At 40.1% G+C, this 25,256-nt stretch carries 22 protein-coding genes; 8 read left to right on the forward strand and 14 right to left on the reverse strand.

Annotated features, from left to right (window positions below; all coding sequences use genetic code 11):
* Window positions 1–95: 95 nt before the first annotated feature.
* A complete protein-coding gene (locus JWQ34_RS13935; protein ID WP_299358016.1) occupies window positions 96–707 on the reverse strand; it encodes a TetR/AcrR family transcriptional regulator in 612 nt (203 codons plus the stop codon).
* A 734-nt stretch (window positions 708–1,441) separates the two neighbouring features.
* On the opposite strand from JWQ34_RS13935, the gene JWQ34_RS13940 reads away from it, so the two are divergent.
* The 4 genes from JWQ34_RS13940 to JWQ34_RS13955 all read left to right on the forward strand — a co-directional run bounded on the left by JWQ34_RS13940 (window position 1,442) and on the right by JWQ34_RS13955 (window position 4,720).
* Entirely contained in the window at window positions 1,442–2,104 is a 663-nt protein-coding gene (locus tag JWQ34_RS13940) for a hypothetical protein (protein WP_299358018.1), read from the forward strand.
* A gap of 270 nt (window positions 2,105–2,374) precedes the next feature.
* Complete coding sequence (locus JWQ34_RS13945; RefSeq protein ID WP_299358021.1) at window positions 2,375–3,148, forward strand: hypothetical protein; 774 nt, start codon at window positions 2,375–2,377, stop codon at window positions 3,146–3,148.
* 116 nt (window positions 3,149–3,264) lie between these two features.
* A complete protein-coding gene (locus JWQ34_RS13950; RefSeq protein WP_299358024.1) occupies window positions 3,265–3,459 on the forward strand; it encodes a hypothetical protein in 195 nt (64 codons plus the stop codon).
* Window positions 3,460–3,931: 472 nt separating this feature from the next.
* A complete protein-coding gene (locus tag JWQ34_RS13955) occupies window positions 3,932–4,720 on the forward strand; it encodes an SDR family oxidoreductase (protein WP_299358027.1) in 789 nt (262 codons plus the stop codon).
* Window positions 4,721–4,760: 40 nt separating this feature from the next.
* Here JWQ34_RS13955 and JWQ34_RS13960 read toward each other — a convergent pair whose 3' ends face one another.
* Entirely contained in the window at window positions 4,761–5,657 is an 897-nt protein-coding gene (locus tag JWQ34_RS13960; RefSeq protein WP_299358030.1) for an SMP-30/gluconolactonase/LRE family protein, read from the reverse strand.
* Window position 5,658: 1 nt separating this feature from the next.
* Entirely contained in the window at window positions 5,659–7,143 is a 1,485-nt protein-coding gene (locus JWQ34_RS13965; protein WP_299358033.1) for an alpha-L-fucosidase, read from the reverse strand.
* An 89-nt stretch (window positions 7,144–7,232) separates the two neighbouring features.
* Here JWQ34_RS13965 and JWQ34_RS13970 point away from each other — a divergent pair, with 89 nt between their 5' ends.
* Complete coding sequence (locus JWQ34_RS13970; protein ID WP_299358035.1) at window positions 7,233–8,435, forward strand: DUF763 domain-containing protein; 1,203 nt, start codon at window positions 7,233–7,235, stop codon at window positions 8,433–8,435.
* Here the strand turns inward: JWQ34_RS13970 and JWQ34_RS13975 are convergent.
* Window positions 8,427–8,954, reverse strand: coding sequence for a DUF4142 domain-containing protein (locus JWQ34_RS13975; protein WP_299358038.1), 528 nt, complete (start codon window positions 8,952–8,954; stop codon window positions 8,427–8,429). The two genes, JWQ34_RS13970 and JWQ34_RS13975, sit on opposite strands and share 9 nt — an antisense overlap.
* A 163-nt stretch (window positions 8,955–9,117) precedes the next feature.
* Window positions 9,118–11,703: a phosphoenolpyruvate carboxylase gene (locus JWQ34_RS13980; protein ID WP_299358041.1), complete on the reverse strand. Its 2,586-nt coding sequence runs from the start codon at window positions 11,701–11,703 to the stop codon at window positions 9,118–9,120.
* Window positions 11,704–11,903: 200 nt separating this feature from the next.
* Between JWQ34_RS13980 and JWQ34_RS13985 the strand changes: the two genes are divergently transcribed.
* The gene (locus JWQ34_RS13985) at window positions 11,904–14,072 is read left to right on the forward strand and encodes an FUSC family membrane protein (protein ID WP_299358043.1); all 2,169 of its coding nucleotides are present in this window, start codon (window positions 11,904–11,906) and stop codon (window positions 14,070–14,072) included.
* 64 nt (window positions 14,073–14,136) lie between these two features.
* On the opposite strand, the gene JWQ34_RS13990 is transcribed toward JWQ34_RS13985, so the two are convergent.
* Both JWQ34_RS13990 and JWQ34_RS13995 read right to left on the reverse strand, forming a co-directional pair.
* On the reverse strand, window positions 14,137–15,486 hold the full coding sequence (locus JWQ34_RS13990; protein WP_299358045.1) for a PhoH family protein: 1,350 nt from the start codon (window positions 15,484–15,486) through the stop codon (window positions 14,137–14,139).
* Between the two features lie 37 nt (window positions 15,487–15,523).
* Window positions 15,524–16,537, reverse strand: coding sequence for an LLM class flavin-dependent oxidoreductase (locus JWQ34_RS13995; RefSeq protein ID WP_299358048.1), 1,014 nt, complete (start codon window positions 16,535–16,537; stop codon window positions 15,524–15,526).
* Window positions 16,538–18,249: 1,712 nt separating this feature from the next.
* On the opposite strand from JWQ34_RS13995, the gene JWQ34_RS14000 reads away from it, so the two are divergent.
* Together JWQ34_RS14000 and JWQ34_RS14005 are read left to right on the forward strand one after the other, a co-directional pair.
* A complete protein-coding gene (locus JWQ34_RS14000; protein ID WP_299358051.1) occupies window positions 18,250–18,663 on the forward strand; it encodes an organic hydroperoxide resistance protein in 414 nt (137 codons plus the stop codon).
* Between the two features lie 82 nt (window positions 18,664–18,745).
* Complete coding sequence (locus JWQ34_RS14005; RefSeq protein WP_299358054.1) at window positions 18,746–19,624, forward strand: diiron oxygenase; 879 nt, start codon at window positions 18,746–18,748, stop codon at window positions 19,622–19,624.
* Window positions 19,625–19,626: 2 nt separating this feature from the next.
* On the opposite strand, the gene JWQ34_RS14010 is transcribed toward JWQ34_RS14005, so the two are convergent.
* The 7 genes from JWQ34_RS14010 to JWQ34_RS14040 form a co-directional block, all read right to left on the reverse strand.
* Complete coding sequence (locus JWQ34_RS14010) at window positions 19,627–20,106, reverse strand: hypothetical protein (RefSeq protein ID WP_299358057.1); 480 nt, start codon at window positions 20,104–20,106, stop codon at window positions 19,627–19,629.
* Between the two features lie 187 nt (window positions 20,107–20,293).
* Complete coding sequence (locus JWQ34_RS14015; RefSeq protein ID WP_299358060.1) at window positions 20,294–21,184, reverse strand: restriction endonuclease; 891 nt, start codon at window positions 21,182–21,184, stop codon at window positions 20,294–20,296.
* Window positions 21,185–21,193: 9 nt separating this feature from the next.
* Window positions 21,194–22,207 carry a biotin synthase BioB gene (gene bioB, locus JWQ34_RS14020; protein WP_299358062.1) on the reverse strand — a complete coding sequence of 338 codons (1,014 nt, stop codon included), beginning with the start codon at window positions 22,205–22,207 and terminating at the stop codon, window positions 21,194–21,196.
* Between the two features lies 1 nt (window position 22,208).
* On the reverse strand, window positions 22,209–22,544 hold the full coding sequence (locus JWQ34_RS14025; RefSeq protein ID WP_299358064.1) for a HepT-like ribonuclease domain-containing protein: 336 nt from the start codon (window positions 22,542–22,544) through the stop codon (window positions 22,209–22,211).
* Complete coding sequence (locus JWQ34_RS14030) at window positions 22,534–22,845, reverse strand: nucleotidyltransferase domain-containing protein (protein ID WP_299358066.1); 312 nt, start codon at window positions 22,843–22,845, stop codon at window positions 22,534–22,536. The genes JWQ34_RS14025 and JWQ34_RS14030 overlap by 11 nt, the downstream gene beginning before the upstream one ends.
* A gap of 41 nt (window positions 22,846–22,886) precedes the next feature.
* Window positions 22,887–24,245 carry a magnesium transporter gene (mgtE, locus tag JWQ34_RS14035; RefSeq protein WP_299358068.1) on the reverse strand — a complete coding sequence of 453 codons (1,359 nt, stop codon included), beginning with the start codon at window positions 24,243–24,245 and terminating at the stop codon, window positions 22,887–22,889.
* 314 nt (window positions 24,246–24,559) lie between these two features.
* Window positions 24,560–25,174 (reverse strand): YigZ family protein, encoded by a 615-nt coding sequence (locus JWQ34_RS14040; protein ID WP_299358070.1) that lies wholly within the window; start codon window positions 25,172–25,174, stop codon window positions 24,560–24,562.
* Window positions 25,175–25,256: the final 82 nt, after the last annotated feature.

A 25,256-nucleotide genomic window follows, 5' to 3' on the forward strand; every position in this document is an offset into this window, starting at 1 on the left:
ATAGTAGATGTTTAAAATTTAGTTAATTTAACAGCGTTAGATATTTTAACAATGTTATTTTCGTTGTAAAAAAATTTACCCTTTTAAGGACTTTGTTATCCGGTTATTGAGCGGATGATACCGCTGATAGCGGTCTTTAAAACTTCGTGGTTTGTTTCGGCGCTACTACCGCGATTAACCATATTGATAGAGATCAACCCATGTATAACCGACCAAAAAGTATAGTACTTAATGCAAACCTCGTCTTCGGTTGGTACGTGTGGCGCCATTATTGGCGTCATCAGTTCAACCATTACGTCCCATATCAGGTCCATAGGCAATTCAGACTCAGGCATTTTCTTCGCCATCTCGCAACAAGTGGTTTCAACACCGTACATTACCTGGTACAGTTCTTTTTCGGCGAAGGCAAAGTTCCAGTATGCCAGCCACATGGCCTCCAGCTGTTTGGCCGGTAAACGGTGTTTGCTTTTAGCAGCCTCCAGATCTTTAGCTAATAATAGAAAGCCCTTGCGGGTTAATTCTAATAATATAGCACCCTTGTTACTGTAGTATTCGTAAATAATAGGCGCGGTGTATTCTATCTCGTCTGCTATTTTACGCATGCTCAAGGCATCCCATCCTCCCTCTTTTACAATCTTTAAAGAAGCATCCAGTATGTTGCACCTGGTTTCTTCTTTTAACCGTAATATCCTGTCTTTACTTGCCATTGCTTTTGGGCATTAATTTATTTAACACTGTTAAACGGTACAAATGTATAATGCTTTTTTAAACATCGTATCATTTATTTGTCATTTACTTAACAGTGTTAGATAATTTAATTAGTGAATTATGAGTGGTGGGGTTTGAGTGGTGAGTTTTGGGTGATGAGTGTGGGCGGTGAGATGAGTATTAGTGCAAAAAAACTCAAAACCCACTACTCAAAACTCATAACTCAAATGGGCGTATCCCTTCGGGCCGGGCTGTACATTCATACGCCTGCAGGCCTTAGGCTCGGGGCCGGTATCCATTTCCATCCCTTACGCGGCCAGCGCGCCGGCCTTTGTCTGAACCGCTGATTTTTATGATTACTGGATGACTATGATGTATACCCGAAGCTTTGACAACTTTTAAAAAGTTGTCAAAGCTATTGCATTCCCACTTGCTATGCGCGCCCGCCTTTGTTGTGTGTTATCACCAACAAATGTGCGGTGGGTGTCCGTCTGCAAAAGGAGTGAGACAGGATGGACAAGCGGACAAGGTTACCACCTAACCAACACGTCTTTGCGAGGAACGAAGCAATCTTTACGGAAGCTAATCAGTTACTGTATTGTGTTATAGAGCATAGTCTGTAATGGCTTAGTTGCAGGTATAAGGGTGACATTATTATTAAGATTAATAGTATCTTGGCTTAGGTAATTGTGTCTAATAAAAGACTGATCAAAATTTAAAATTTCTATAATTAATGGCGTACGAACGAAAAGGCATAAGAGTCAGGACAAAGGTTTTAAAAGACTCCTTGTTTTTTGAATCATTAATAGCAGATATAGCTGCAAAATTTTTGAATATTTCAAATCCAAATGAATCAAATTGTTTCGGTAATACAAGCAAGTCGTTATCATTCAATCAAAAAGTCTTTTTGTTGATAGACCTTGGAATTCTTGATAAAACTTCAAGAGATAAACTTGTAAAATTTATGGAAATTAGAAATCAATTTATGCATAACATCCATGCTTCGAGTTTTGAAAAATGTTTCAGTTTCTTGGAAGGAACTGAAAATTATCTTTTTAAATTATATCCGATAAACTCTAATGAAAATAAGGAATCAAAATTAGCACTCCTTTATGATAAGTTAAAATTCGATATAATTGCAATTATTCGGAAGTTGATTGAGGAATTACAGGGCAAAACAGAAGAAAAGATTACCCAGAAAGCCAATTTAATATTAAATGGGTATTATCAATTCAACATACAAGCTATTGCCGATTATTATCGCGTGTTTACTAATAATATTACCGAAATAGTTGTTAATCCAGAATTGAATGCCGAAATACAAAGACGGATACAAACACACATCGACGCAATTGCCGGCTTAACACTCGAAAGTTTTAGGAAAAGTCTCGACTAAAAGTATCAACTAATTCTGTTACCGAATTATCCAGCCTTTACAGCAACAACGAACGAAGAAACTAAGCGGTTAACCCGTCCGTCCACCCCTCCCCTCAAACACTTTCAGCCTGTCGGACACTAACCAACCAACCTCATCAATGCTCATTGCAGGAAGGAAGTAACCTCTGCGTGAGCAAAGTAACTGAGTATGCTAACCTCGCTATATCCGCGCCATGACTAACAGTATAAAATATTATATTTACAAGAAACTTGACCTAGTATCCTTATTATGAAACATATTAAGAAAAAGCTTCTTCGTCAGCAAGATATACCCAAAGGTGCTTCGTCACTATTTGCGAATGCAATAAACGCAGATTTAATTCCCAAAGAAGAAATTCAAAAAAAATTAACTAACAATCACTTTGCTTATTTAATAACAGACAAAGATCAAATGATTGGAACTTTTCGATATCAAGTAGACAAACATAAATCTTTATATATTCCAGAACCTGACCTTGTTGTATGCTTATTCGAAACAGCACGCCAAAATATTGTAGATATCAATGGATATCGAGCTAAATTATTGAAAGAATATCGCGATGTTTCCGAACCGTTACAACATTCTTATAATTTTTTTTCTACCGCAATCTTGGCAAGTACGACTCTATTTAACGCGTTGGAAGGTTTTGTTAATCGCATAATACCATTTGGGTTCAAGTATGAAGACTCAAATGGTAAACAAACAACGCTGCAAAACAAAAGTCAAATTGAAAGATACCTTTCATTTGCAATAAAAATTACAAACGTAATACCCCAGGCAACAGGAAAGGATTTTAAATTACATGATAGAAAAAAATTCGAAACAATCATTAATTTAAGGGATTTAAGGGACGACTTTACTCACATGAAATCCTTCGATGCCGACAGGCAAATCAGTTATGAAAAACTATACAATGACAGTTTAAAATTTGATTATACTAAAGCACTTTATGCTGTTAAAGACTATATAAACTTTTATAACCCTGAATTAATAGAACTTTGTAACTGCGGAAAAGACTTCTAATTACTTAGCTTACGTAGAGATTGCTTCGTTCCTCGCAATGACGCGCGGAGAGAATAGGCGTATATTATTATGCAGGATCTTATTCTCTAGACAAACCGTCAGACGAAAAGCTTCGGGTGAGCGCAGGTAAAACTGCTGGCCTTGCGGGTGGCAGGGGCATAGCGTCTTTTTGCCAGGGCAATGGCCTGTGCGACCCGGAGCAAAATTATGCAGCCCGAGGTTTTACCTGCGATGCCGCGCAAAGGCCAAGTGCGTCAAGAAGCCTATCGTCTGACTTGATCTTTGGTTACTTTCCATCTAAGGGAAAGTAACTAGGCCCTAGCGGCCATGAGCGCTACGATGCGTTCTAACGAACCACACCCATTTCGCTGATTAGCAAGTGTAGAGGTTGCTTCGTTCCCCGCAATGATGCCTGGAAAGGAGTACGTTATGGACTTAGAACAATATTTTTCAAATTGATGGTGACACCATTCCGTCAGTAAACCGTTGCTGAAAAATTACTTATAAGTCAGGAAAAGTGTGCCAAATTGTATCATGAAACCGGATTAATAAAATTAACCATTTTATTATCAATCAATTACAAAAACAGGTGTACCAAAGTGTATCATGGAGAGACACACGCGCGTGGTACACTCGCGCGGTGTCAAACAGCGTTAATTCTGCATGTGCAAAGCCCTATATGGACTATGTTGCTATGATCTCTTTCTTCGCTTCCATATCATAATAACAGCCCCTAAACCGTTAAAAGTTTAACCGATCAAATAAAAGATCGATATTTGACACATGACGGTAAGTATTTTAGGCTGCGGATGGTATGGGTTAGAACTGGCGAAATCGCTTGTCAACAAGTGGGTAAAAGTTAAAGGCTCGACCACAACCACCGATAAACTAAGCCTGCTTGCCGAAAGCGGAATTGAGCCTTACCTGATCGATCTCTCTCCCACCGATGAGATCATCGACCCCTCTTTTTTTGAATGTGATGTACTCTGGATCAGCATCCCGCCCAAAGCAAGATCCGGTAACGGTGCAGAATACCTGTCAAAAATTGAGCGTTTAATATCCCTCATCAAAACCTACAACATCAAACAAGTTGTACTAATAAGCTCGACCGGTGTTTATAGTGATAGCAACGCAGAAGTTACCGAACTTGATGATCCTAGTCCTGACAGCGAATCGGGCAAGATCCTATTAGCCGCCGAAGAACTATTAAAACAACAATCCGATTTCACCACAACCATCATCCGCTTCGCCGGCCTCATTGGCCCCGGCCGTGAACCGGGAAGATTCTTTGCAGGTAAAACCGATATACCTAACGGCGAAGCACCGGTTAACTTAATTCACCTTACCGATTGTATAGGCATCAGTAACACGATATTGGATAAACAGGCATTTGGGTATACCTATAATGCAGTTTCACCGTCGCACCCTACCCACGCTAATTTTTATACGCAAGCTGCCGTTGCTGCCGGTTTAGATGCACCACACTTTATTGAGGAAAAGGAAAATTGGAAGATAGTAGCCAGTGTTAATGTGGATGAGGTGTTGGGTTATGAATATAAGGTTATGATATAAATAGCGATGGGTTTAAAACCCATCGCTATTATATTGGTGGTTACTCCACCCCCTTAACATTCATCTTTAACATATAAACGCATTTAGAAGCGGTTATAAATAGTATATCACGGTTCTTTCCTCCAAAAACAACGTTGCCTGTCCATTTATCAGTGTTAGGTATATTGGCTATCTTTTTACCTTCGGGACTATAAATAGTTACTCCCCGGCCGGTGATGTATATATTCCCCTTCTCATCCAACGTCATCCCGTCTGATCCCTGGTTAAACAGGAGCGTTTTTTCGCTTAGAGTGGCGTCTTTATTAATGCTATATCTATAAGTCTTTTGAGCACCCAGATCAGATACATAAAGGAATTTACCATCAGGTGTACCAACAATACCGTTAGGCTGGCGCATATCGCCTACTACTTTTATCGGCGTTTTGGCTCCTTTTGGTAGGTAGTAAACATGCTCGCCGTCCAGTTCTTTTTTCTTGCGTGTCCAGTAATCGCGTTGGTAGTAAGGGTCGGTCATGTATATGCCGCCTTTCTTGTCTATCCAAACATCATTAGGGCCATTCATTTGTTTCCCTTCCAAATCAGTCATCAAAACAGTAACCTCTCCTTTCGGGCTGATAGACCATAGCTCGCCTTTATCATCAGCACAAGTAATAAGGTTACCTTTTTTATCGAAATAAGTGCCGTTTGACCGGCCGGCCTTATCCAAAAAAACAGATAGCTTCCCGGTTTCAACCTCATACTTCCAAATCTTATCATTAGGCTGATCTGTAAAGAACACATCCCCGTTTTTTGCAACCGAGCAGCCCTCGGTAAAAGCAAACTGGTTTGATATCAACGTTGGTTTTGTTAATGTATCAAATAAAGTATGTTGGGCAGCTGCGGTCATAGCTATAAATGTTAATGCAGATAGAGTAATTAGTTTTTTTACAGATGTCATATTATTCAGTTATTGTTGCTTCTTTATATAATCCAAAATCGCTGAGCGCAATGCTTACCGGCGCGCTGGTTATCCTTAATCTTACTTTGGTTGTAGTTACATCGGCCTTTAAACGTATCAACCTGTTGCCGCCAATACTTGTAGCTGTGGCTACTTCTTCCCATTTATCGTTTAACCAGGCATCAACAGCAACCGCATCTATACGCTGACCCAGCTTAATGTTTTCGCGCAGGCGTATCACATTAAAGGTTTTCGGCTGATGCAGATCAAGCGTTAATTCAGGTGTTGTAACTTTATCATCGGTGGCCCAATAACTGTAACGGTCGTTATCCAACAGCATTGTAGGGCCGTATTTTAGTTTGTTTTTTCCACGGATATTACTGGCAGTAAGCGTTGCGCCCTTTGCTAAGTTAACATTAAAGGTTTCTTTTAATATGGTTCCAAATGCTGCTAATGCTTTAACATCTCCATCAGCCAGTAAACCCAATCTGTTTGGCGATAAACCCAGGTCCAAACAAGCACCATGGCCTACACTATTATAATACAGCTTCAGCAACGTAGCCGCTGATTTCACCTTATCATCCTGATCTGCATGATAAAACCATCCGGGGCGTATAGATACATCGCACTCGGCAGGCAGCCAGAATTTACCATCGCGATGCCCTTCTACACCTTCTTTATCCAACACGAAACCATTACCCGGCGCTTTACCGGCTTCTGGAGCATGTGGTGTATAGGTTGCCCAACTGGTTTCGCCAGCCATACCGCGCTCATTACCGACCCATCTTACATCGGGGCCGACATCGCCAAATATAACCGCATTGGGTTGCAGCTTGCGTGCTATGCCCCAGGTCTCGTCCCAACCGTAATAGGTAGACCGATCTATTGTTCTTTTCTCTTTAGCGCCGCCATAGTAGCCGTCACCACCGTTAGCGCCGTCATGCCACACGATGAATAGCGGACCGTAATTGCTATATAATTCCTGCAATTGCTTGCGATAAACATCGGTAACATATTCAGGCTTGCCATATAACGGGCTATTCCTATCCCACGGCGAACAGTATACGCCCATTTTCATACCCAATTTATCGCATGCTTCGCGATATTCTCTCACAATATCACCTTTTCCGTTTTTATATGGACTTTTTGAAATATTATGCTCGGTGGTTTTAGTGGGCCACATACAAAAACCATCATGATGTTTGGCTACAACAACTATCCCCTTTAATCCGCCCGCTTTGGCCGCGCTAACAATTTGCATGGCGCTAAATTGGGTGGGGTTCATAATTGCCGGATCTTCATCGCCATAGCCCCACTCTTTATTAGTATAAGTATCTGGCCCAAAGTGAATTATGCCATACATTTCTGTTTCCTGCCATTTTAACTGCCCGTAGGTTGGCAAAGGTCCGCAAGGTTTTGGCGCAGACTGGCTAATAGCCAAAAAGCTTGTGCCGCACAGCAAAAAAGCAAGTATTAGTTTGTTCATGAATGGTATAATATTGGTTTAGCTAATGTAAATGTTTTTGTAATAGGTTAGTTGTGGGAATGATAATTTATTTTGCTAATTTTGTTAGCATGAAGCGTTCGGGAAGTGCTGATCTGCCATTACATTACGGTTATGTACCGCAATGGTTGGCCGAAAGGATGGCAAAGTTGGGTTTGGCTGTTGTGGAAACTATCGTATTAGACTATGGCAAAGACGAAGTATTGCGCCGACTAAGCGATCCGTTTTGGTTCCAGAGTTTGGGGGCAGTTATGGGGATGGACTGGCATTCATCAGGCATAACTACTTCTGTAATGGGGGCTTTAAAACGTGCTATTAATCCGCATAGTAAAGAGTTAGGCATTTATATTTGTGGCGGCAAGGGCAAATACTCCAAACAAACGCCTGATGAATTGATGCGGATAAGCGACCGTACCGGCCTTGACGGTAATTACCTGGTTAAATGCAGTAAGCTAAGTGCCAAGGTTGATAATACTGCCATACAGGACGGTTTCCAACTATATACCCATAATTTTATTTTAAGCGATAGCGGTAAATGGAGTGTAGTACAGCAAGGCATGAGCGATGCATCAAGCACTGCACGCAGATACCATTGGCATTCTGATTCACTGACCTCATTTGTTGATGACCCGCATACTTCTATCTACGGAAAAAACAATGGTCTTATATTAAATATGGCCGATAGCCTGGCAGCGCCTTCACGTGCCGGGGTTATGCAAATAGCTAATGAGAACCCGGATAAGATGCTAAAAGAGATTGGCAAGCTTGTAATGCCATCGCATCACGATGTTCGCGCCGAAAATGTTGACTTAAAAAGATTAGGTTCTGTACTTTGGCTGGCGCATGAAAAACGCCCGGAAGATTTTGAAGAATTATTATTGTTAAAGGGATTAGGGCCGCGCACATTGCAATCGCTAACTTTAGTTAGCGAGGTTATACATGGCACTCCATCACGATTTAAAGATCCGGCTCGCTTTTCATTCGCGCATGGTGGTAAGGATGGGCACCCCTTCCCTGTCCCTACTAAAGTTTATGATGAAACAATCGGTACCCTGCAAACAGCCATACATAAAGCTAAATTAGGTAATAACGAAAAAAATGAAGCTATAAAAAGATTAACTCAAATAGCCCAACGGGCCGAGCAGGATTTTATACCTAACGCAAATTTTGATCAAGTGATTGAGGAAGAAAGAAACAACTCCTGGAAATATGGCGGCAGAACGGTATTCGGCAAAGCACAACCACCAAAACAGCAACAATTAAAGTTATTTTAATGTCGCGCAAATCAAATTTGCCGAATCTAAATGCATTTTTAAAACCGGCAACGCTCTCCGTGCGAAGGTTTGTATTCCATCAATCCTGTCATTAGTTGCAGCATTATATAATTTCACAGCGCTTTGGTGCTCTGTTACCATAAATTGTATATAAGCTTTATCAAATGCATTGCCTGACAATGACGTAATATTTGCTATTGTTTTTTTATGCATCGCACTAACAGAATCCCCACCTCTTACCCTGTTGTTAATTGCTATTTTTTCTAACTTGTCATTAGTCGTGTCATAATCCATTATTATAGATTTGGCAAAACTTAACACATGCGGATTTTTTGAATTTGCTGCTGCTAACTGAGATGCTTTTATTTCGGTTTGACCAGCTTCCAGTCCTTGTTGAATAAAGGAAACACTGCCCTCGTCAATCATTTCATTATAGTTTTTGGCGTGTTTGTTATCCTTACATGATGAAATAAAAAACAATACCATCACCATGCATACGAAGCAGATTAACTTTTTCATTTTAAAGCCGTCAAGGTTATATTGGTATAAACAAATATAACCCTAACTAGTTTAAAATATTTAATTAATAGTAGAAATATTTAAAATAGATAGAGACGCAATTCCTTGCGTCTCTGATGATTGTAATATGAGAGGCAAGTATTGCGTCTCTACATGAATGGGGTTACGCCAAATTACGTCCGGCGTTAACAATACCGTACACAGTCCTGATAACCAGTTTATCGTAAATCTCAATTAATTCTTTATCGGTGGTATTATTCATGCAGTTTAAAGCATAATGCTGCATAATAACCAAAGGCAATACAATCTTCTCGCGGATGCCTATAGAACGACGGTCAACCGGTGAATCTTCCATCAGTATTTCCGTATTGGTTAATTCCAACAATAAGGATTTAGTTAGTTCAAACTCATCTTTTAATTTTTTCCAGAATGCGCCAAATTTCTCGTCCTTCTCCAAATAAGCAGTAATTCTGAAATCAGATTTAGACATGGACATGATACAGTTATCCAGCATCGTTTTAAAAAATCCCGATGTATTATAAAGCTGCTCTACCTGAGCCCAGTTACCTTCATCTTTCATTTTCTTTAACGCCGTACCTACCCCATAAAATCCGGGGATACTTTGCTTTAACTGGCTCCACGACGTTACAAAACTTATAGCGCGCAGATCTTCCAATTTTAACGGCGCGCCTGCATTACGTTTGGTTGGACGGCTGCTTATGTTAATTTTTGATAATAGTTTTAACGGGCTAAATTTCTCCAGGTATTCTACAAACAACGGGTGTTGGCGCAGGCTTAAAAATAGTTCGTGACTAGCATCGGCCATATCAGTAATTAATGCTTTTTGCTGAACGCTTAACAGATCATTGCTATCCGGGTTTAATGCTGATGTTACGCCGGCATTAATTAACTGCTCCATATTAAAACGGGCAGTTTCAATTGATCCGTATTGCGAGCTTACTGTTTGGCCCTGTATGGTTAATTGAATATGTTCGTTAGCTATCTCATTACCCATTGATGCATAAAAACGGTGAGTTTTACCACCACCACGCGCAGGTGGGCCGCCACGACCATCAAAAAATGCCAGGTCAATATCGTATTTACGTGCCATGGCCGTAAGCTCTACTTTAGCTTTATAAATAGACCAATTGGCCATTAAATAACCACCATCCTTAGTACTGTCAGAGAATCCCAGCATTATGCTTTGAGAATTACCCCGTTTCTTTAAATGTGACGCATAAAACGGATGGGTGTATAATTTTTCCATTACATCAGCAGCAACTTTTAAATCGTTAACTGTTTCAAATAATGGCATAAAGTCAACGGTTAGGCTTTCTGCTTTCCAACCACTCCATAAAAACAGGTCTATCAACTGCAACATATCTGATGCCTGCTGGCAATTGCTGATAATAAAACGCTGACAAGCCTTTTCGCCATTGGTATGCTGAATATGTTTCATCAGCATTATGGTATTTAGCGTATCCTTGGTCATATCATCCGCATCTTCAGGACATAAAAAGTTAAGCTCGTTAAAAGTTATGCTTTTTAGTTTTTTTTCTTCGCTTAGTTCTTCGTAGTTAGCAGGCAAGCCTGTCGCTATGCCTTTGTCAGTACAATAATTAAATACGCTGCGTAAAATGCGGCTATCCTGCCTTATATCCAAAGTAGCAAAGAAACAGCCGAATAAACGCACCTTGCGTATCAGGTCTTCAACTATGTTAACAAAAAGACTATCGTGACTGGTTATTAAGGTTTCGCGTACGGCGCCTAACAGTTCCAACAATTCACCCTGCAAGTCTTTAGCGTTATGTTGATGTTTATTAAAGGCATTCTCATAAAGCATGGCTTCCAAGGCAGCCATTGTTTTTTCTATTCCTCTAAAAGTGATCCTGCGTTTTAATACCCTAAAATCACGGTAGTAACAGCGGAAAATGATCTGCCTTAACAATACGGCCACATCATAAGTAGTTTTGGTATTAACGTTAGGGTTTCCATCACGGTCGCCGCCCGGCCAAAAGCCCAATTCTAATAATTGATTTTTACGATTTTCATCTATATCAAACTCTTCTTCTAATTTTGATTGGATGCCCGATATAGCGTGGTAAAAAGTATTTTCTAAAAACCAAACCAAACTCACGGCCTCATCAACCGGTGTCGGTGCTTTTTTATTGAAGAACGGTGTTTTACCTAATTGTTGTAATAAAACATCTATACTGTTGATATCGTTAGTTTTTAATGCTTCGATCAGATCAGTCATTATACCTAATACCGTACCCGGATAAAATTGGGTTGGGTGTGCGGTAAGTACCAATCGTAATGAAAAATCTTTTAGCTTTTCGCTAATGTCCTGGCGCACATGGTCGCTGGTTGCGGCAGCTTGCAGTAAGCCTGTTAAGGTACCTACATCATCGGCACGACCAATTTTACTAAACGATGAATCTTCAATAGCATCAAACAAAACTACCTGACGCTCAATATATTGTATAAAACGAAACATGCGGTTAAGCTGTTCTCGGTGGTCAATATCCGGTACGTATTTTTGAAAAAATGATTCGATTATTTTGGTTGGCGATTCTTCTTTTATAGCCCCTTTATCGCAATGCGAACTAAAAAAAGGTAATAGTATACCAATTTCTTTAACCTGGTAAAATGGCAGCGTTTGGAACAAGCTGTTATATAACTCAAAACGGGTAACAACCTCGTTATTGAAAGCTGTTTCTCTTTGGCTGAGTTTTAAGGTTGAGGACATAAATTAAATCAGATAAATAAGTTTAAAAAAGCGGCTTGGTAATAATAATCAGTAAATCGGTGTGAATTTAAACTAAAATCATTAAAAATTATATAATTATTAAAAAAAATACACATTGACACTAATATTGATTATAAAAAACCCATTCGGATAGAATTTTTATAAATTCATATATCAGCCTTTTTTCCGAGATTTGTCGGGTGGTAATTCAAACTAAAGAGATAAAAAGTTTCTTTTTCAGCCAGTATTTTTCTGACGGCTTGCGCATATCGTTAGGTATTTTACTGCCTGCGCTGGTATTGCTGCAATTTGGTAAGTTTGACCTGGGGATAACCCTTTCATTAGGAGCGATTTGTATTTGCGTTATTGATAATCCCGGGCCCGAAGTACATAAGCGCAATGGTATGGCCATAGGTAATTTATGCGTGTTTATTGTGGCTGTTACTACAGGCTTTGCCCGTTTAAATGTTTATACATTAGGTTTAGAAGTTACTGTATTTTCTTTCCTGTTCTCCATGTTCATTGTTTATGGTAATCGTGCAGCATCGGTTGGTACGGCGGCCTTGCTGATTATGATATTTATGATGGATAAGGAAATAAAGCCTGATGAAGTATTAAGCTACAGCGCGATAATTTTAGCAGGCGGTATTTGGTATATGTTGTTTAGCCTGGTATTTTTTGGCATTCGCCCCTACCGCGCGGCACAACAAGCTTTGGGTGAGAACGTAGCCGATGTTGTTAAATTTCTGCGGATAAAAGCCGATTTCTATCTCCCCGATACGGATATTGATGATAATTATAATAAACTGGTATCGCAGCAAATACAGGTAAGCCAGCATCAGGATGCGGTTAGAGAGCTTCTGTTTAAAAGCCGTGTTATGGCACGCGAAAGCACCAATGCCAGCCGTATACTAGTGCTTACATTTGTGGATTTGGTGGATATGTTTGAGCAGATTATGGCTACCCATTATGATTATACGCAGATACAAGACAAATTTAAGGATACCGGCATTTTACCAGATATAGCGCAACTGGTACATCAAATGGCTAACGAGCTGGAGAATATTGGCTTTGCCATATTATCAAACACGCGATACAAGTACATGGTTAATTTTAACCCGGCTTTAGAGCAGCTTAAACTACAGATTGACGCCATAGGCAACGCGCATGAAACCAGTAACCTGGTACTTAAAAAGATATTGATAAACCTGCGCGACCTGAACAAAGAAATAGAGAACATTTTTAACTACTATAACTCAAGCTCATCAAAAATACTGATAGCGAATGATAACGATGTTGAGTACTCTAAATTTGTAACCCACCAGGATTATGAGCCGCATGTTTTCTTCGATAATTTCTCGTTAGATTCTGCCACATTTAAGCACGCCCTAAGGGTATGCTTAGTTTGTTTAATAGGATTTACAGTAGCCAAAGCATTTGCATTGGGTCATCATAGTTATTGGGTATTGTTAACCATTATTGTAATATTAAAGCCCGGCTTTAGCTTATCTAAACAGCGCAACTATCAGCGTTTAACCGGCACCATAGCAGGCGGTATTATTGGTATCATTATCCTTTTGTTTATACCCAATACCAATGTGCAGTTTACTTTTATGCTGGTATTTATGTTGGGGGCTTATAGTTTCCAAAGACTTAATTATGTGGTAAGTGTTGTTTTCATGACCCCATACGTGCTTATCCTGTTTAAATTTTTGGGGATAGGCCATTTGGATATTGTGGAAGAACGTGTGATAGATACCGCAATAGGATCAAGCATCGCGTTTATTGCCAGCTATTTAATCTTCCCAACCTGGGAATTTGAGCAGATTAAACAAAGCCTGTCCGATGTGATCTATGGCAACGTTAACTATCTTGTAAAGATCGCCAAAACCATCACTGGCAAAACAGTTACCACTACCGAGTATAAACTGGCCCGGAAAGATGTATATGTGAAATCGGCCAACTTATCTGCCGCTTTTGAGCGCATGACATCCGAGCCTAAAAGCAAGCAGCGCAATATAAAAGACATACATAAGTTTGTGGTGCTTAACCATATCCTGTCATCCTACACCGCTACAGTAGCATCAGAAATTACGGTAAAGGGGATGCACAAAGCCAGCCCGGATACTTTAAAACTATTAAAGAAAAGCATAGCCGTACTAAACGAAAGCAGCAAGAAACTAGGCGGCGAACGCATAGAATTTACCGGGGAAAAAGCGGAACCGACCGAAGAGCTGGTGCCCACCGTAACCGATAACCTGCTTAAAGAGCAATTGAATTTTATTAGTAAGATAAGCAATGATATTGCTAAGATTACGGATGATATAGCCCCCTCTAAATCTCCCCCAGTAGGGGAGACTTTTAATTAATTCTTATTCACTTGTTGCAAGTGGCTATTGAAGTCTCCCCTACCGGGGGAGATTTAGAGGGGGCTTACAACAACTCTGTAGCCAAATTAGCCAACTCACTTCGCTCCCCTTTTTGCAGGGTGATATGCGCGTAAAGCGGGTGGCCCTTCGCCCTGTCAATTAAGTAAGACAAGCCGTTACTTTCTGCATCCAGGTATGGGGTGTCAATCTGGTAGATATCACCGGTGAAAATAAATTTACTGTTCTCGCCGGCGCGAGATATGATGGTCTTTATTTCGTGCGGGGTAAGATTTTGGGCCTCATCTACAATAAAGAATATTTTGCTCAGCGTACGGCCACGTATAAAAGCCAGCGGTGCTATAGAGATCTTATCATTAATAACCAGTTCATCCAGTTTGGCCTGCATTTTTTCATCATCGGCAAACTGGTCTTTAATAAACTTCAGATTGTCCCAAATAGGCGCCATATAGGGGTCTATTTTTGATTTTATATCGCCCGGCAAAAAACCTATATCTTTATTACTGAGTGGTACTATAGGGCGTGTAACATAGATCTGGCGGTAATACTTACGTTGCTCCAATGCCCCGGCCAAAGCCAGCAAGGTTTTACCTGTACCGGCATTGCCTTGTATGGTAACCAACTTAATATCCGGGTTTAGCAGCGCATGTATGGCAAAAGCCTGCTCCTGATTCTTAGGGAAGATGTTAAATATAGGCTGCTCTGTTACCCGTTCCAGCACACCGGTTTGGCTATTATAAAATGCCGATGCCGTATTTTTTTTACCTTCCAATATATAGAAGTGATTGCTGGTGTTTGCGTTTAATTCAAATTCATCAACGGGCAAACTACCCTGTTTATTAAGTTGGGCTATCTGTTTATCGGTACTATTTAAAATGGTTTTGCCAGTGTATAGCTCGTCCAGGTTTTTAACCTTGCCGGTTTCGTAATCTTCGGCATGCAGGCTAAGCGCCTTGGCCTTTAAACGCAGGCAAATATCTTTTGATACCAGCACCACCTTTTTATCCGGGTTTTCTTCCTGCAAGCTCAACGCGGCATTCAATATGCGATGGTCTACCTTATCTGATCCAAAAATGGCCTCGGCATCCATATCGTTGGTTTTTATGCCAATGACAACTTTAAAATTGCCTTTATCTTTTCCGTTTAGCGGATGCCATTTATTGATTAATTTTTTGCGTGATATATCATCAATCAGTCTGATAAAACTGCGGGCCTCGAAATTGCGGGTATCATTACCGCTTTTCATGTTATCCAGCTCTTCCAACACCTGTATAGGTATGGCTACATCATGTTCCTGGAAATTTTCAAATGCATTATGATCATATAAGATCACAGAGGTATCTAAAACAAATATTTTTTTTCTCCCGTTCGGCCTGCTTTTATCGTCCTTTTGCATAAGCCACTAAATTAGGTAATTTAAGTTTGCCTAAAAACTATTTGTTTACCAAAGGTGCAACCTTTGTACCTAAAAGCTCAATGGCACGCAACAATTGCGCGTGCGACAAACCTGCATTGTCCATCTGGAAAGTGATCCTGGATATACCGCCCAATGCTTCGCTATGATGCAAAATCTTCTCAGCAATTTCTTCGGGGCCACCTACTAAATATGCACCTGTTTTGCCATTCTGCGCGTCAAAATGCGGGCGCGTTACCGGCGGCCAGCCACGCTCACGCCCTATGCGGGTAAATATTTCGGCATAACCCGGGTAAAAATCAATTACTGCCTGTTCGGTAGTTTCAGCAACGTAACCCAGCGAGTGCAAACCCACCTTCAGTTTTTCCGGCGAGTGCCCTGCTTTTCTACCAGCTTCACGATACAGATCAACCAATGGACGGAAGCGATGGGTTTCGCCGCCAATTACCGCCACCATCAACGGCATACCTAGAGTACCGGCACGCACAAATGAGGCAGGCGTGCCACCTACACCCAGCCATACCGGCAGCGGATTTTGTAACGGACGCGGATAGATAGGCTGATTATTCAACGCCGGCCGGAATTTACCAGACCAAGTAACGTACTCATTATTTTGAATATTTAACAGCAGATCCAATTTCTCTGAAAACAATTCATCGTAATGATGCAGATTTAACCCAAACAGCGGGAACGCTTCAGTAAATGAACCACGACCGACAACCATCTCCGCACGTCCTTGCGAGATCAGATCAAGTGTCGCGAAATTTTGGAATACCCTAACCGGATCAGCAGCACTTAACACGGTAACTGCACTGGTTAGTATAATACGCTTTGTGCGGGCAGCTGCGGCAGCCAGGATCATGGTTGGCGCAGAATCTAAAAACTCTTTGCGGTGATGCTCGCCAATACCAAATACATCAAGGCCCACCGTGTCGGCATGCTCCATTCTATCTAATAATTGTACAAGGGCATCGCTGTTGTTAGTAGTACCTTTTACGTTTGCTGCGGCAAAACTGTCTATTCCAATTTCCATGACTATAATATATGTTTAAACAAATATCTATAAAGATTATGAAAGACAGATCAGGCAGAGGTAAAATTTACGAGGCCTTGTCATTGACAGGATATTTGTGTTTAAAACCCCATATAAAAACAAAAACGGGAGTCGCCTCTTTCGATTTGTCTCCCGTTTTCTCCCTTATGGCTAACCGTAGTTCTCCATAAAGCATCATGTTTTCTGTAAGTTAACCAACTCGCTCTGGCCCTCTCCCTTGCGGGTTCCGGTTGCATCAAAGTCATTACCTTCCGCTGTCTATCTCCGAAAAAATCGGCAGCTTCTGTTAATACCCTATTTTAGTTAACACTGCGTTTCCGTCGCTTGCGCAGTTTCTGTTTGGTGTGTAACTCAGGCAGTCCCATGATCTTTAGCGTTTCCGAAGATTTGCCCGATTCACTTTCTGTTATTCCTGTAAGGCTGTTAAAGTACGTCTGTTTTGATGATTTCAATATCGGGACACAAACCCGATCTGCAAAATATTTTTTATGGTTTTTATTAACGGATTGCTAACATAAAAAATAGCACTATTAAACATTTATAAATTATACATAGTGTTAATAATCAATTATTTAAAGTGATTATATCTTGGGTTATTAACAATCTGTTTATCAACAAAATTTGATAAAATTGAGATTTTTTAGAGGGATGAAAATGCGTGAAAGTTGGGTTTTGGTGAAATAGTTGTTGGAATATTGGGGGATTTTTCGCCTTATTAATTGAAGATAATTTAATGAAGTGAAGCAGAGAGGATGTCATGCTGATGCTCTCGAAGCATGAGGGCAAAGGCCTTTACGCTCACCCTTCGAGGGCCTCAGGGTGACACCTCGTTTCTTGTAGTGGTGAGAAAAATTATAAAAAACAAAAACGGGAGCCGCGTCTTTCGATTTGATCTCCCGTTTTCAACCCTATATCGTACCGTAGTCCGTTATAAAGCATCAAGTTTTGTGTATAGTGACCGACCCGCTCTCGTCATTGTTATTAGTGCCAACCTGGTTTCAATCTTCATTCCTGCGAATTTCTGACTTAACATTGTTTTTGCAGATGCTCGATTCCGTTTCTCCCCTTGCGGGCAGCAACTCCTCTGTTATATGCGCAACCCTGATACATCATCATTCAGAAGGCTTTCCGAACTGATCATTGTTTGCTAACATTGATTACTTCAAGGTCATTAGTTGTGTTACCATTCTCCGTAGACAATTAGCAACTCACGTAATACCTCGTTAATTACATGCTTTTTCAAACCTCTCGATTTTTCATTTTTCTGTAACTCAGGCTTTCCCTTGATCTTTAGTTTGTCCGAAAACTCACCCGATTCAATTTCTGTTATTCCTGTAAGGCTGTCAAAGTACGTCGTTCTTGATGATTTCAATATCGGGACGCATACCCCTTTTTGCAAATATTTTTTGGGTTTTTTATTAACGGGTTATTAACAGAAAAACTGTAGTTACCAACATGCTTAATACAACAAAAATCAGTATATTATAGATATTATGTCTTGGGTTATTAACATTTTTCTTATTCACAACTTACCTGTTTTTAGCATTTTTTATTTATCCTAAAAAAGCGCAAAATCTAATTCTATCTAACTTTTGTCTGCAAAGGCATCCCATATTTTTTTTATCGAAGTAAAGCTATGGTGAGTTATCGTTCACATCAAACATTATCGCACCCTGGCAGGTTACTTAACAATGGAAAAACTATATACTGCCATTGTCAGCGCTAAGGGCGGTCGCGATGGCCATATCAAATCAGCAGATGGCATAATAGACCTTGATTTAAAAGTGCCTAAAGCTATGGGCGGCGAAGACGGTTATGCAAATCCTGAATTATTATTTGCCGGTGCCTGGGGTGCCTGTTATTTGGGTGCGCTGGGGTCGGTTGGCAAGCGCGATGGTGTAGATGTTAGCGAAGCCACAGTTGATGTACATATTAGCTTTAATCAGGAAGGGCCTACAAGCTACGCGCTATCTGCAGAACTGCATGTGCATGTCCCTGGCATTGATACAGCCAAAGCCCAAAAACTGGCAGATGCGGCGCATAAGGGTTGTCCATATTCAAAAGCTACACGTGGCAATATAGATGTAAAAGTAATTGCCGAATAAGGATAATTTATAGAGACGCAAAATTTCGCGTTTCTACCTTTACCACGCAACTCATTGCGTCAATTCCACGTATATTTACTATATGGATGTTAAAGAAGTAGAACGTTTAATAAAGATCAGTAGGGAACATCCCCTAATGCCCGAAAACTACATTCCCTGGCGACTAGAACCCGAACCTGACGATATTTTTCTACCTGAAACTTTAACATCATTACAAGGGCTTGATATTTACAAAACGCTCTCTCCTACTCAAAAGTTGGAACTGGGTCGACATGAACTGGTGCAAGTAATAGCATCCTACGCATGGGGCGAATGCCTGTTTTGCGTGTTTATGACCCGCCACCTGATTACTTTGCCGGCAGATAATGTCGAACACCAATTTTTAATACGTGAGCTTATAGAAGAATTTCGTCACCAGGAAATGTTTGCGCAAGCTATTGCCAAACTAGGCGGCAAACCTATCAAGCAAAGCAGGCTGCATAAGTTTTTTGGCGAGTTTAGTAATAAATATCTTCCGGCCGATTATTTGTTTATGGGCAGCGTATCGGTAGAATTGGTTACAGACATTTATGGCAATTATGTCCGCAAAGCGCCAAACATCTATCCCGTACTCAAAAAAATGTTCGACCTCCATAATATTGAAGAAAGCAGGCATATACTATTTACCAAAGCTTTACTTAAAACTTACGCTGCAAAAGCAGGCTTTATTAAACGGACACTATACAGCTATGTGATTCTATTTAACATTCTCTTTGTACGCACCATGTACGTTAAAAAAGAGATCTACGAACGGATCGGCCTTGAAAACCCGGACCAGGCCTATAAGTTGGCAACCAAAAACTTCAAACAGAAATTTGCTAATAATTGCCTCAAATACATTATTGAATTTGTGGATGAATGGAAAGGTTTTAACCTGCTAACGCGATTTGCGTGGCGGTGGGTGTTGAGTGCGAAGGTGTGAGGTTATTTCTTTTTATTTAATTCATCCAGCCGTGCTACATCAGCCCAATCTTGCGGTCGATGAGTCAATATTTTCATTTGGCGTAGGAAATCGTAGTCTACGACATTAAGTATTATGCTCTCTCCTATATCATGAGTTATCATGCATTTTTCTGCCTGATCAAAATCTATGTTGTGGTGCACAAAGGTCAAACAATCGATTGTATGGGGCTGCTCACCTATCGAACATTTGAAAAAGGTGGTAAAATCTTCAGTTTTATAATCCGATATTTCTTCTTCTGTATAACCTAAATCAAGCAACACATAATAGAATCGATCTCGATTATTATTTGTCGGCGCAAGCCAAATATCCATATCCTGAGTATTACGAATTACCCCATGGAAATTAACCGCCATTCCTCCTATAAGCATATATCTTACTTCGTGCCGCTGTAGGGCAGAAATAAATGCTAAAAAAAACTCATCTGCAATATCAAGTGACATTATGTGAATGATATATTTTTAATATTTTCCCCTTAGGATAAATCTCTTTATGAAAATTGATCATGTCTCTTAACTTAAAAAAATACCTTAATCGCTCAGAATAAGAAAGCCTCGCAAAAAACTGCCGTCTTTCATCCTCGTCTTCTTCCCAAGTTGTATTTATTTTAAACCTCTTCATACAATACGATTAAAGATTAATAAACCATTCGTTTTTTATTTCAACTGTTTCGGTAAGTTTTGTTGTTACCCCTAAGTTAAGTTCTTTTAATTTATCACAAAGAAGTTCGCCATCAATTAAATCAATTGGCGGTGCTCCATCTCTTGTTGCTTCCTTAATGGCTTCTCTCGTAAAAGTTCCTGTTGTAATTACGAGTCCTTTGTCTGCACGCCCCTGCATTGCTCCTCTAAAATCTCTAATTTGACTTGGACTTACAGAGCCTTTATATCGTTTGCATTGAAATATTACATGAAAACTTAATAACCCACTTACCCTGACAATTCCTTTTCCATCAATTCCACCATCACCAACTTTTCCTGTTACTTCTACCTGTGAAAATCCACTTTCGCGAAGTATCCGTTGCGCTAATCGCTCAAAAGCTGCTGGAGTAATATTGTAAAGGATTTCAAGTAAGTTATCTTTCCATTCTTCGGTGTCCACTACTTCATCTTCAACTTCTTTTTGGATGTTAATTTCCGATCTTGTGGTTATAGAATTTTTCTCAACTTTATCTATAGTAGAACGTTCCCGGACATACCTTACTATTTCATTTGTATCAAGATTTGATACGTCAATGTCTGTTTTTAATAATGCCCAAATTCCTCTTGAAGAATTTTCAAGAAGGCCAAACTTTTTTAGATAAGTCTTACTCCAAGCGAGCCTATAATCGACTTCTTTTCGAGTATCGCTGTCGCTATGAGGAATTTGCAATACATCTTCAGGGATTTTGGCTATTTCGTAAACAAGGTTATTAATTTCCTCTACCGAACCCGATCCACCCAACTTTACTAAAGCTTTTACAGTTGGAACTAGTAATTCATCAAAGGAGGGAACAGTCAAATTATATCTTTTCCTTGCCATCTATAATTTCTATATCACCTCATTAATACTCATTTCCTTTATCTCTTTACTTTCTGGCCTGCCGTTTTTAAAGGCTTTACGTGGGGTTAGGCCCAGCAGTTCGAACATGGCCATATCCTCATCGAATGACGGATTTGGTGTAGTCAAAAGCTTCTCGCCGGCGAAGATGGAGTTTGCACCTGCCATAAAGCAAAATGCCTGCTCAACCACGCTCATTTCTGTACGGCCTGCTGACAGGCGCACCACAGTTTTAGGCATGATTATACGTGTAGTTGCTATCATCCTTACCATATCCCAAACAGAAACACGTGGCTGATCTGCCAATGGCGTACCTTTTACCGGTACCAACGCGTTAATAGGCACCGACTCCGGGTGTTGCGGTAAGTTCGATAACGTCTTCAACATTGATATACGATCGGCAACCGTTTCGCCTAAACCAATGATACCGCCGCTGCAAACAGAGATCTTAGCTTTACGCACATGATCCAACGTTTGTAAGCGCTCATCATAAGTACGCGTAGTAATAATCCTTTTATAATCCTCTTCTGATGTATCTAAGTTATGATTGTAGGCATATAGACCTGCATCAGCTAAACGTTGTGCCTGGCTCTCGGTAAGCATGCCTAGTGTACAGCACACTTCCATATCCATGGCATTAACGGCTTTAACCATGTCAATTACTTTGTCAAAGTCGCGGTTATCGCGCACTTCGCGCCAGGCCGCGCCCATGCATAACCTTGAAGCACCCCCGTTCTTAGCTTTTTGAGCTATGGCAATAACTTCTTCTTTAGGCATAATAGCATGTACATCAACACCTGTATTATAGCGCGCCGCTTGCGGACAGTAAGCGCAATCCTCGGGGCATCCGCCTGTTTTTATCGAGATCAACGAGCTGATCTGCACCTCGGCATAATCTTTATTTTCGCGATGGATGCTGGCCGCCTGGTAAACCAGGTCAAGCAGCGGGGTATTATATATATCGGTAATTTCTTCTTTAGTCCAGTTGTATCTTACTTCTGCCATATTAATTTCCTAATAGTTTTTGAACTTCGATTTGTAATGAGGGTAAATGATTTATAATAATATTCCAAATTTGCTCGGGTTGTATTCCATCGTAGCCATGAATAATTTTGTTCCTGGCATCTACCATTCTACGAGCGTTAGTAATATTAATTTCAGGGTACATTTTAAGTAAATTATTAACGGCTTCGCCTATTATTTCAATATTTCTTTCTACAGCATGTTGCAGCATAATATTGTTTTTATAGTCTTCAAATATCTTAGGCGAACTAATAAATGTTTCAATATTATCAATACAACTAAGTATGTCAAAAAGATACTTTTTTACTTCACGCTGCATAGATCAGTTGCTTCTTTTCATTAATATCTTCAATAAAATAGGGGTTTTTTAAAGAGTCTTCCACAACTAAATCAACCTCCCTTTCAAAAATATTTCTCAAAGCATCATGCAAATCCCACCATATCTCACCTCTTTCTAACGCTTTAACTTCATCCTTAAAATCTATCAACAGATCTATATCACTTTCGTCAGTAAATTTATCACTAACAATAGATCCAAATGCATAAGCATTCTTTATTTTATGAGTTTTAAACAAACTCACAACAAAGGGTAATTGCGCTTGTAATACCGGATGAAGCATTGTTAATTATATTTATATATGGCAAATTTACAATAAACTACTTAATGATGATGTAATAAAAGATTTGTAGCCAGCCAAAGCGGTAATAAAAAGCCCGCGCAATCTGTAAATGTTGTAATGATAATAGATGAGGCAACCGCCGGGTCTATCCCTACTCTTTTTAATACTAATGGTATGGTTGCACCAGTTAATCCTGCAATAACCAAATTACCTGTCATCGCCAAAAATAGAACGAGGCCCAGCATTGGGTCGGCATCATAAAATAGGGCTATGCAGAATACTACTAACCCATTTGCCGCGCCATTTAATAAACCTACTAAAAACTCTTTTAAAACGGTGTTGTAGGCTTGGTTATCAGTCAAATCACTTAATGATATACGCCTAACCGTTACCGCCAACGCTTGTGTAGCCGCGTTGCCGCCCATGCCTGCAATAATAGTCATATAAGCTGCTATACGAGGCAGTTGTGATACGGTAGAATCAAAATGTCGAATAATAGAGGCAGCCAAGTAAGCGGTAGCTAAGTTGATAACCAACCATGGTAAACGGCTTTTTACCGCTTCTTTCCAGTTACCGCTCAGTTCCTCATCTTCGGATACACCGGAGATCTTTAACATATCCTCAGTGCTCTCCTGCTCCATTACGTCAATGATATCATCAACCGTAATGCGGCCCAGTAACATCATGTTATCATCAACAACCGGTATGGCTGTCAAATTATATTGCGATATGAGCTTGGCAACTTCTTCCTGATCAAGATCGGCTTTTACATATACCGGATCGGCTTTGTAGATGTCGCGGATCCTGGCATCGGCGTGAGCTTTAATAACGTTTTTTATCGATACAACGCCTTGAAGGGTCTTGGTATCATCTACCACATAAATGGTATAAAACTCCTCCATTTCTTCGGATTGGCGGATGATCTCATCCAAAGCATCTTTTTTATCCGAATTGATATTAACGCAGATCAGCTCCGAGTTCATTAATCCGCCCGCGGTGTTCTCGTCATAGCTTAAAAGGGCGCGGATACTGCTGGCATCTTCCTGGTCAATATCTTCCAGGATCTCCTGCTGCTCATGCTCTTCTAACTGCGAAATAATATCGGTAGCATCATCATAGTCAAGGTCCTCAACTATTTCAGACCGTTTCTCGGGATCAAGATTGATCAACAGCTCGCCGGGACGGTGTTCTTCGTCCATTTCGGCAATTACGTCTGATGCTACTTCGGTTGGAAGGATGTTGATGATCCGTTCTTTATCTTCCTGGTCAAGCTTTTCAAATAATATGGCAATCTCCGAAGCATGATACTCCTTCAGAACTAGCTGTAGTTCAGCATCATCGCCCTCAAGCGCGGTTTTAATGCGGAGGAGGTCGGTTTTATCTATTTCGAAAGATTGCATATCCCGACTAAATTAAGCATTTATGCCTGTAAACGGGGAATAAAAAGGCAGATTGTTCGGCTTCACCAAACAACGACACTCATTAACAGCAACATATTACTGATGCTTAGTGCTTAATAAAAAGTGAATCACTTGAATCACGTTTTGAGTGAAAGTTATTGTAAATGAGATAATTACCAAACCAGAGTGAATCACCCTGAATCAGTACAAAAGATTTAAATGACTATATTTAAGTACTTATAAATAAACACCTTGTACAAATATTTAACTTTTTGACTAAATGAGGTGAATCATATAAAGTGAATCACCCAGACCTAAATACTATGATCGTATTTAACATTTACACCTGTAACCTTATGCAGCTTATCTAAAACCGTATTCACCTGCATTTTGCGGATGGAAACCTGTATACTACAGTCATTATCAAACTGCTGATTAAGAATTAGCAGATCATTGTCTTTAATGAGGCGCATTATATCGTTCATTTGCAGATAATCAAAGTTGATGGTGTAAATATCATTCACCGTTTTTTCGATAATTACGGCGTGGGTCAGCGCTTCTTCTGTTGCCATTTTATAGGCGTTGATCAAACCCGGCACACCCAGCAATGTTCCGCCGAAATAACGGACAACAACAACCAGTATATTAGTCAGATCTTTAGATAACAGCGTATTTAAAATTGGCCGTCCAGCCGTTCCTGATGGTTCGCCGTCATCATTCAGTTTAAAAACAGAACGATCAATAGTTAAACGCATAGCCCAGCAATGATGATTAGCTTTGGGATGTTCTGATTTTAGGGAAGCAACGATGCCTTTAATTTCGCTTTCTGAACTAATGGGATAAGCATACGCTAAAAACTTACTGCCCCGGTCGCGAAATATGCCTTCGGATGGGTTTTCAATGGTGCGGTAGGTGTCGTCAAAAAGCATTAATTATATTATTCTGTCATTCTGAGCATAGCGAAGAATCTTCACGAAGCGAAAGTTAGTCTACATATCAAATGTATAAGAT

This window comes from Mucilaginibacter sp., assembly GCF_028288185.1.
Lineage (GTDB): Bacteria > Bacteroidota > Bacteroidia > Sphingobacteriales > Sphingobacteriaceae > Mucilaginibacter.

Bases quoted from the DNA above. Each gene is read 5' to 3' on its own strand.
- JWQ34_RS13935 (WP_299358016.1), bottom strand. From the start codon at position 707: ATGGCAAGTAAAGACAGGATATTACGGTTAAAAGAAGAAACCAGGTGC.
- JWQ34_RS13940 (WP_299358018.1), top strand. From the start codon at position 1,442: ATGGCGTACGAACGAAAAGGCATAAGAGTCAGGACAAAGGTTTTAAAA.
- JWQ34_RS13945 (WP_299358021.1), top strand. From the start codon at position 2,375: ATGAAACATATTAAGAAAAAGCTTCTTCGTCAGCAAGATATACCCAAA.
- JWQ34_RS13955 (WP_299358027.1), top strand. From the start codon at position 3,932: ATGACGGTAAGTATTTTAGGCTGCGGATGGTATGGGTTAGAACTGGCG.
- JWQ34_RS13960 (WP_299358030.1), bottom strand. From the start codon at position 5,657: ATGACATCTGTAAAAAAACTAATTACTCTATCTGCATTAACATTTATA.
- JWQ34_RS13965 (WP_299358033.1), bottom strand. From the start codon at position 7,143: ATGAACAAACTAATACTTGCTTTTTTGCTGTGCGGCACAAGCTTTTTG.
- JWQ34_RS13970 (WP_299358035.1), top strand. From the start codon at position 7,233: ATGAAGCGTTCGGGAAGTGCTGATCTGCCATTACATTACGGTTATGTA.
- JWQ34_RS13975 (WP_299358038.1), bottom strand. From the start codon at position 8,954: ATGAAAAAGTTAATCTGCTTCGTATGCATGGTGATGGTATTGTTTTTT.
- JWQ34_RS13980 (WP_299358041.1), bottom strand. From the start codon at position 11,703: ATGTCCTCAACCTTAAAACTCAGCCAAAGAGAAACAGCTTTCAATAAC.
- JWQ34_RS13990 (WP_299358045.1), bottom strand. From the start codon at position 15,486: ATGCAAAAGGACGATAAAAGCAGGCCGAACGGGAGAAAAAAAATATTT.
- JWQ34_RS13995 (WP_299358048.1), bottom strand. From the start codon at position 16,537: ATGGAAATTGGAATAGACAGTTTTGCCGCAGCAAACGTAAAAGGTACT.
- JWQ34_RS14000 (WP_299358051.1), top strand. From the start codon at position 18,250: ATGGAAAAACTATATACTGCCATTGTCAGCGCTAAGGGCGGTCGCGAT.
- JWQ34_RS14005 (WP_299358054.1), top strand. From the start codon at position 18,746: ATGGATGTTAAAGAAGTAGAACGTTTAATAAAGATCAGTAGGGAACAT.
- JWQ34_RS14010 (WP_299358057.1), bottom strand. From the start codon at position 20,106: ATGTCACTTGATATTGCAGATGAGTTTTTTTTAGCATTTATTTCTGCC.
- JWQ34_RS14015 (WP_299358060.1), bottom strand. From the start codon at position 21,184: ATGGCAAGGAAAAGATATAATTTGACTGTTCCCTCCTTTGATGAATTA.
- bioB (WP_299358062.1), bottom strand. From the start codon at position 22,207: ATGGCAGAAGTAAGATACAACTGGACTAAAGAAGAAATTACCGATATA.
- JWQ34_RS14025 (WP_299358064.1), bottom strand. From the start codon at position 22,544: ATGCAGCGTGAAGTAAAAAAGTATCTTTTTGACATACTTAGTTGTATT.
- JWQ34_RS14030 (WP_299358066.1), bottom strand. From the start codon at position 22,845: ATGCTTCATCCGGTATTACAAGCGCAATTACCCTTTGTTGTGAGTTTG.
- mgtE (WP_299358068.1), bottom strand. From the start codon at position 24,245: ATGCAATCTTTCGAAATAGATAAAACCGACCTCCTCCGCATTAAAACC.
- JWQ34_RS14040 (WP_299358070.1), bottom strand. From the start codon at position 25,174: ATGCTTTTTGACGACACCTACCGCACCATTGAAAACCCATCCGAAGGC.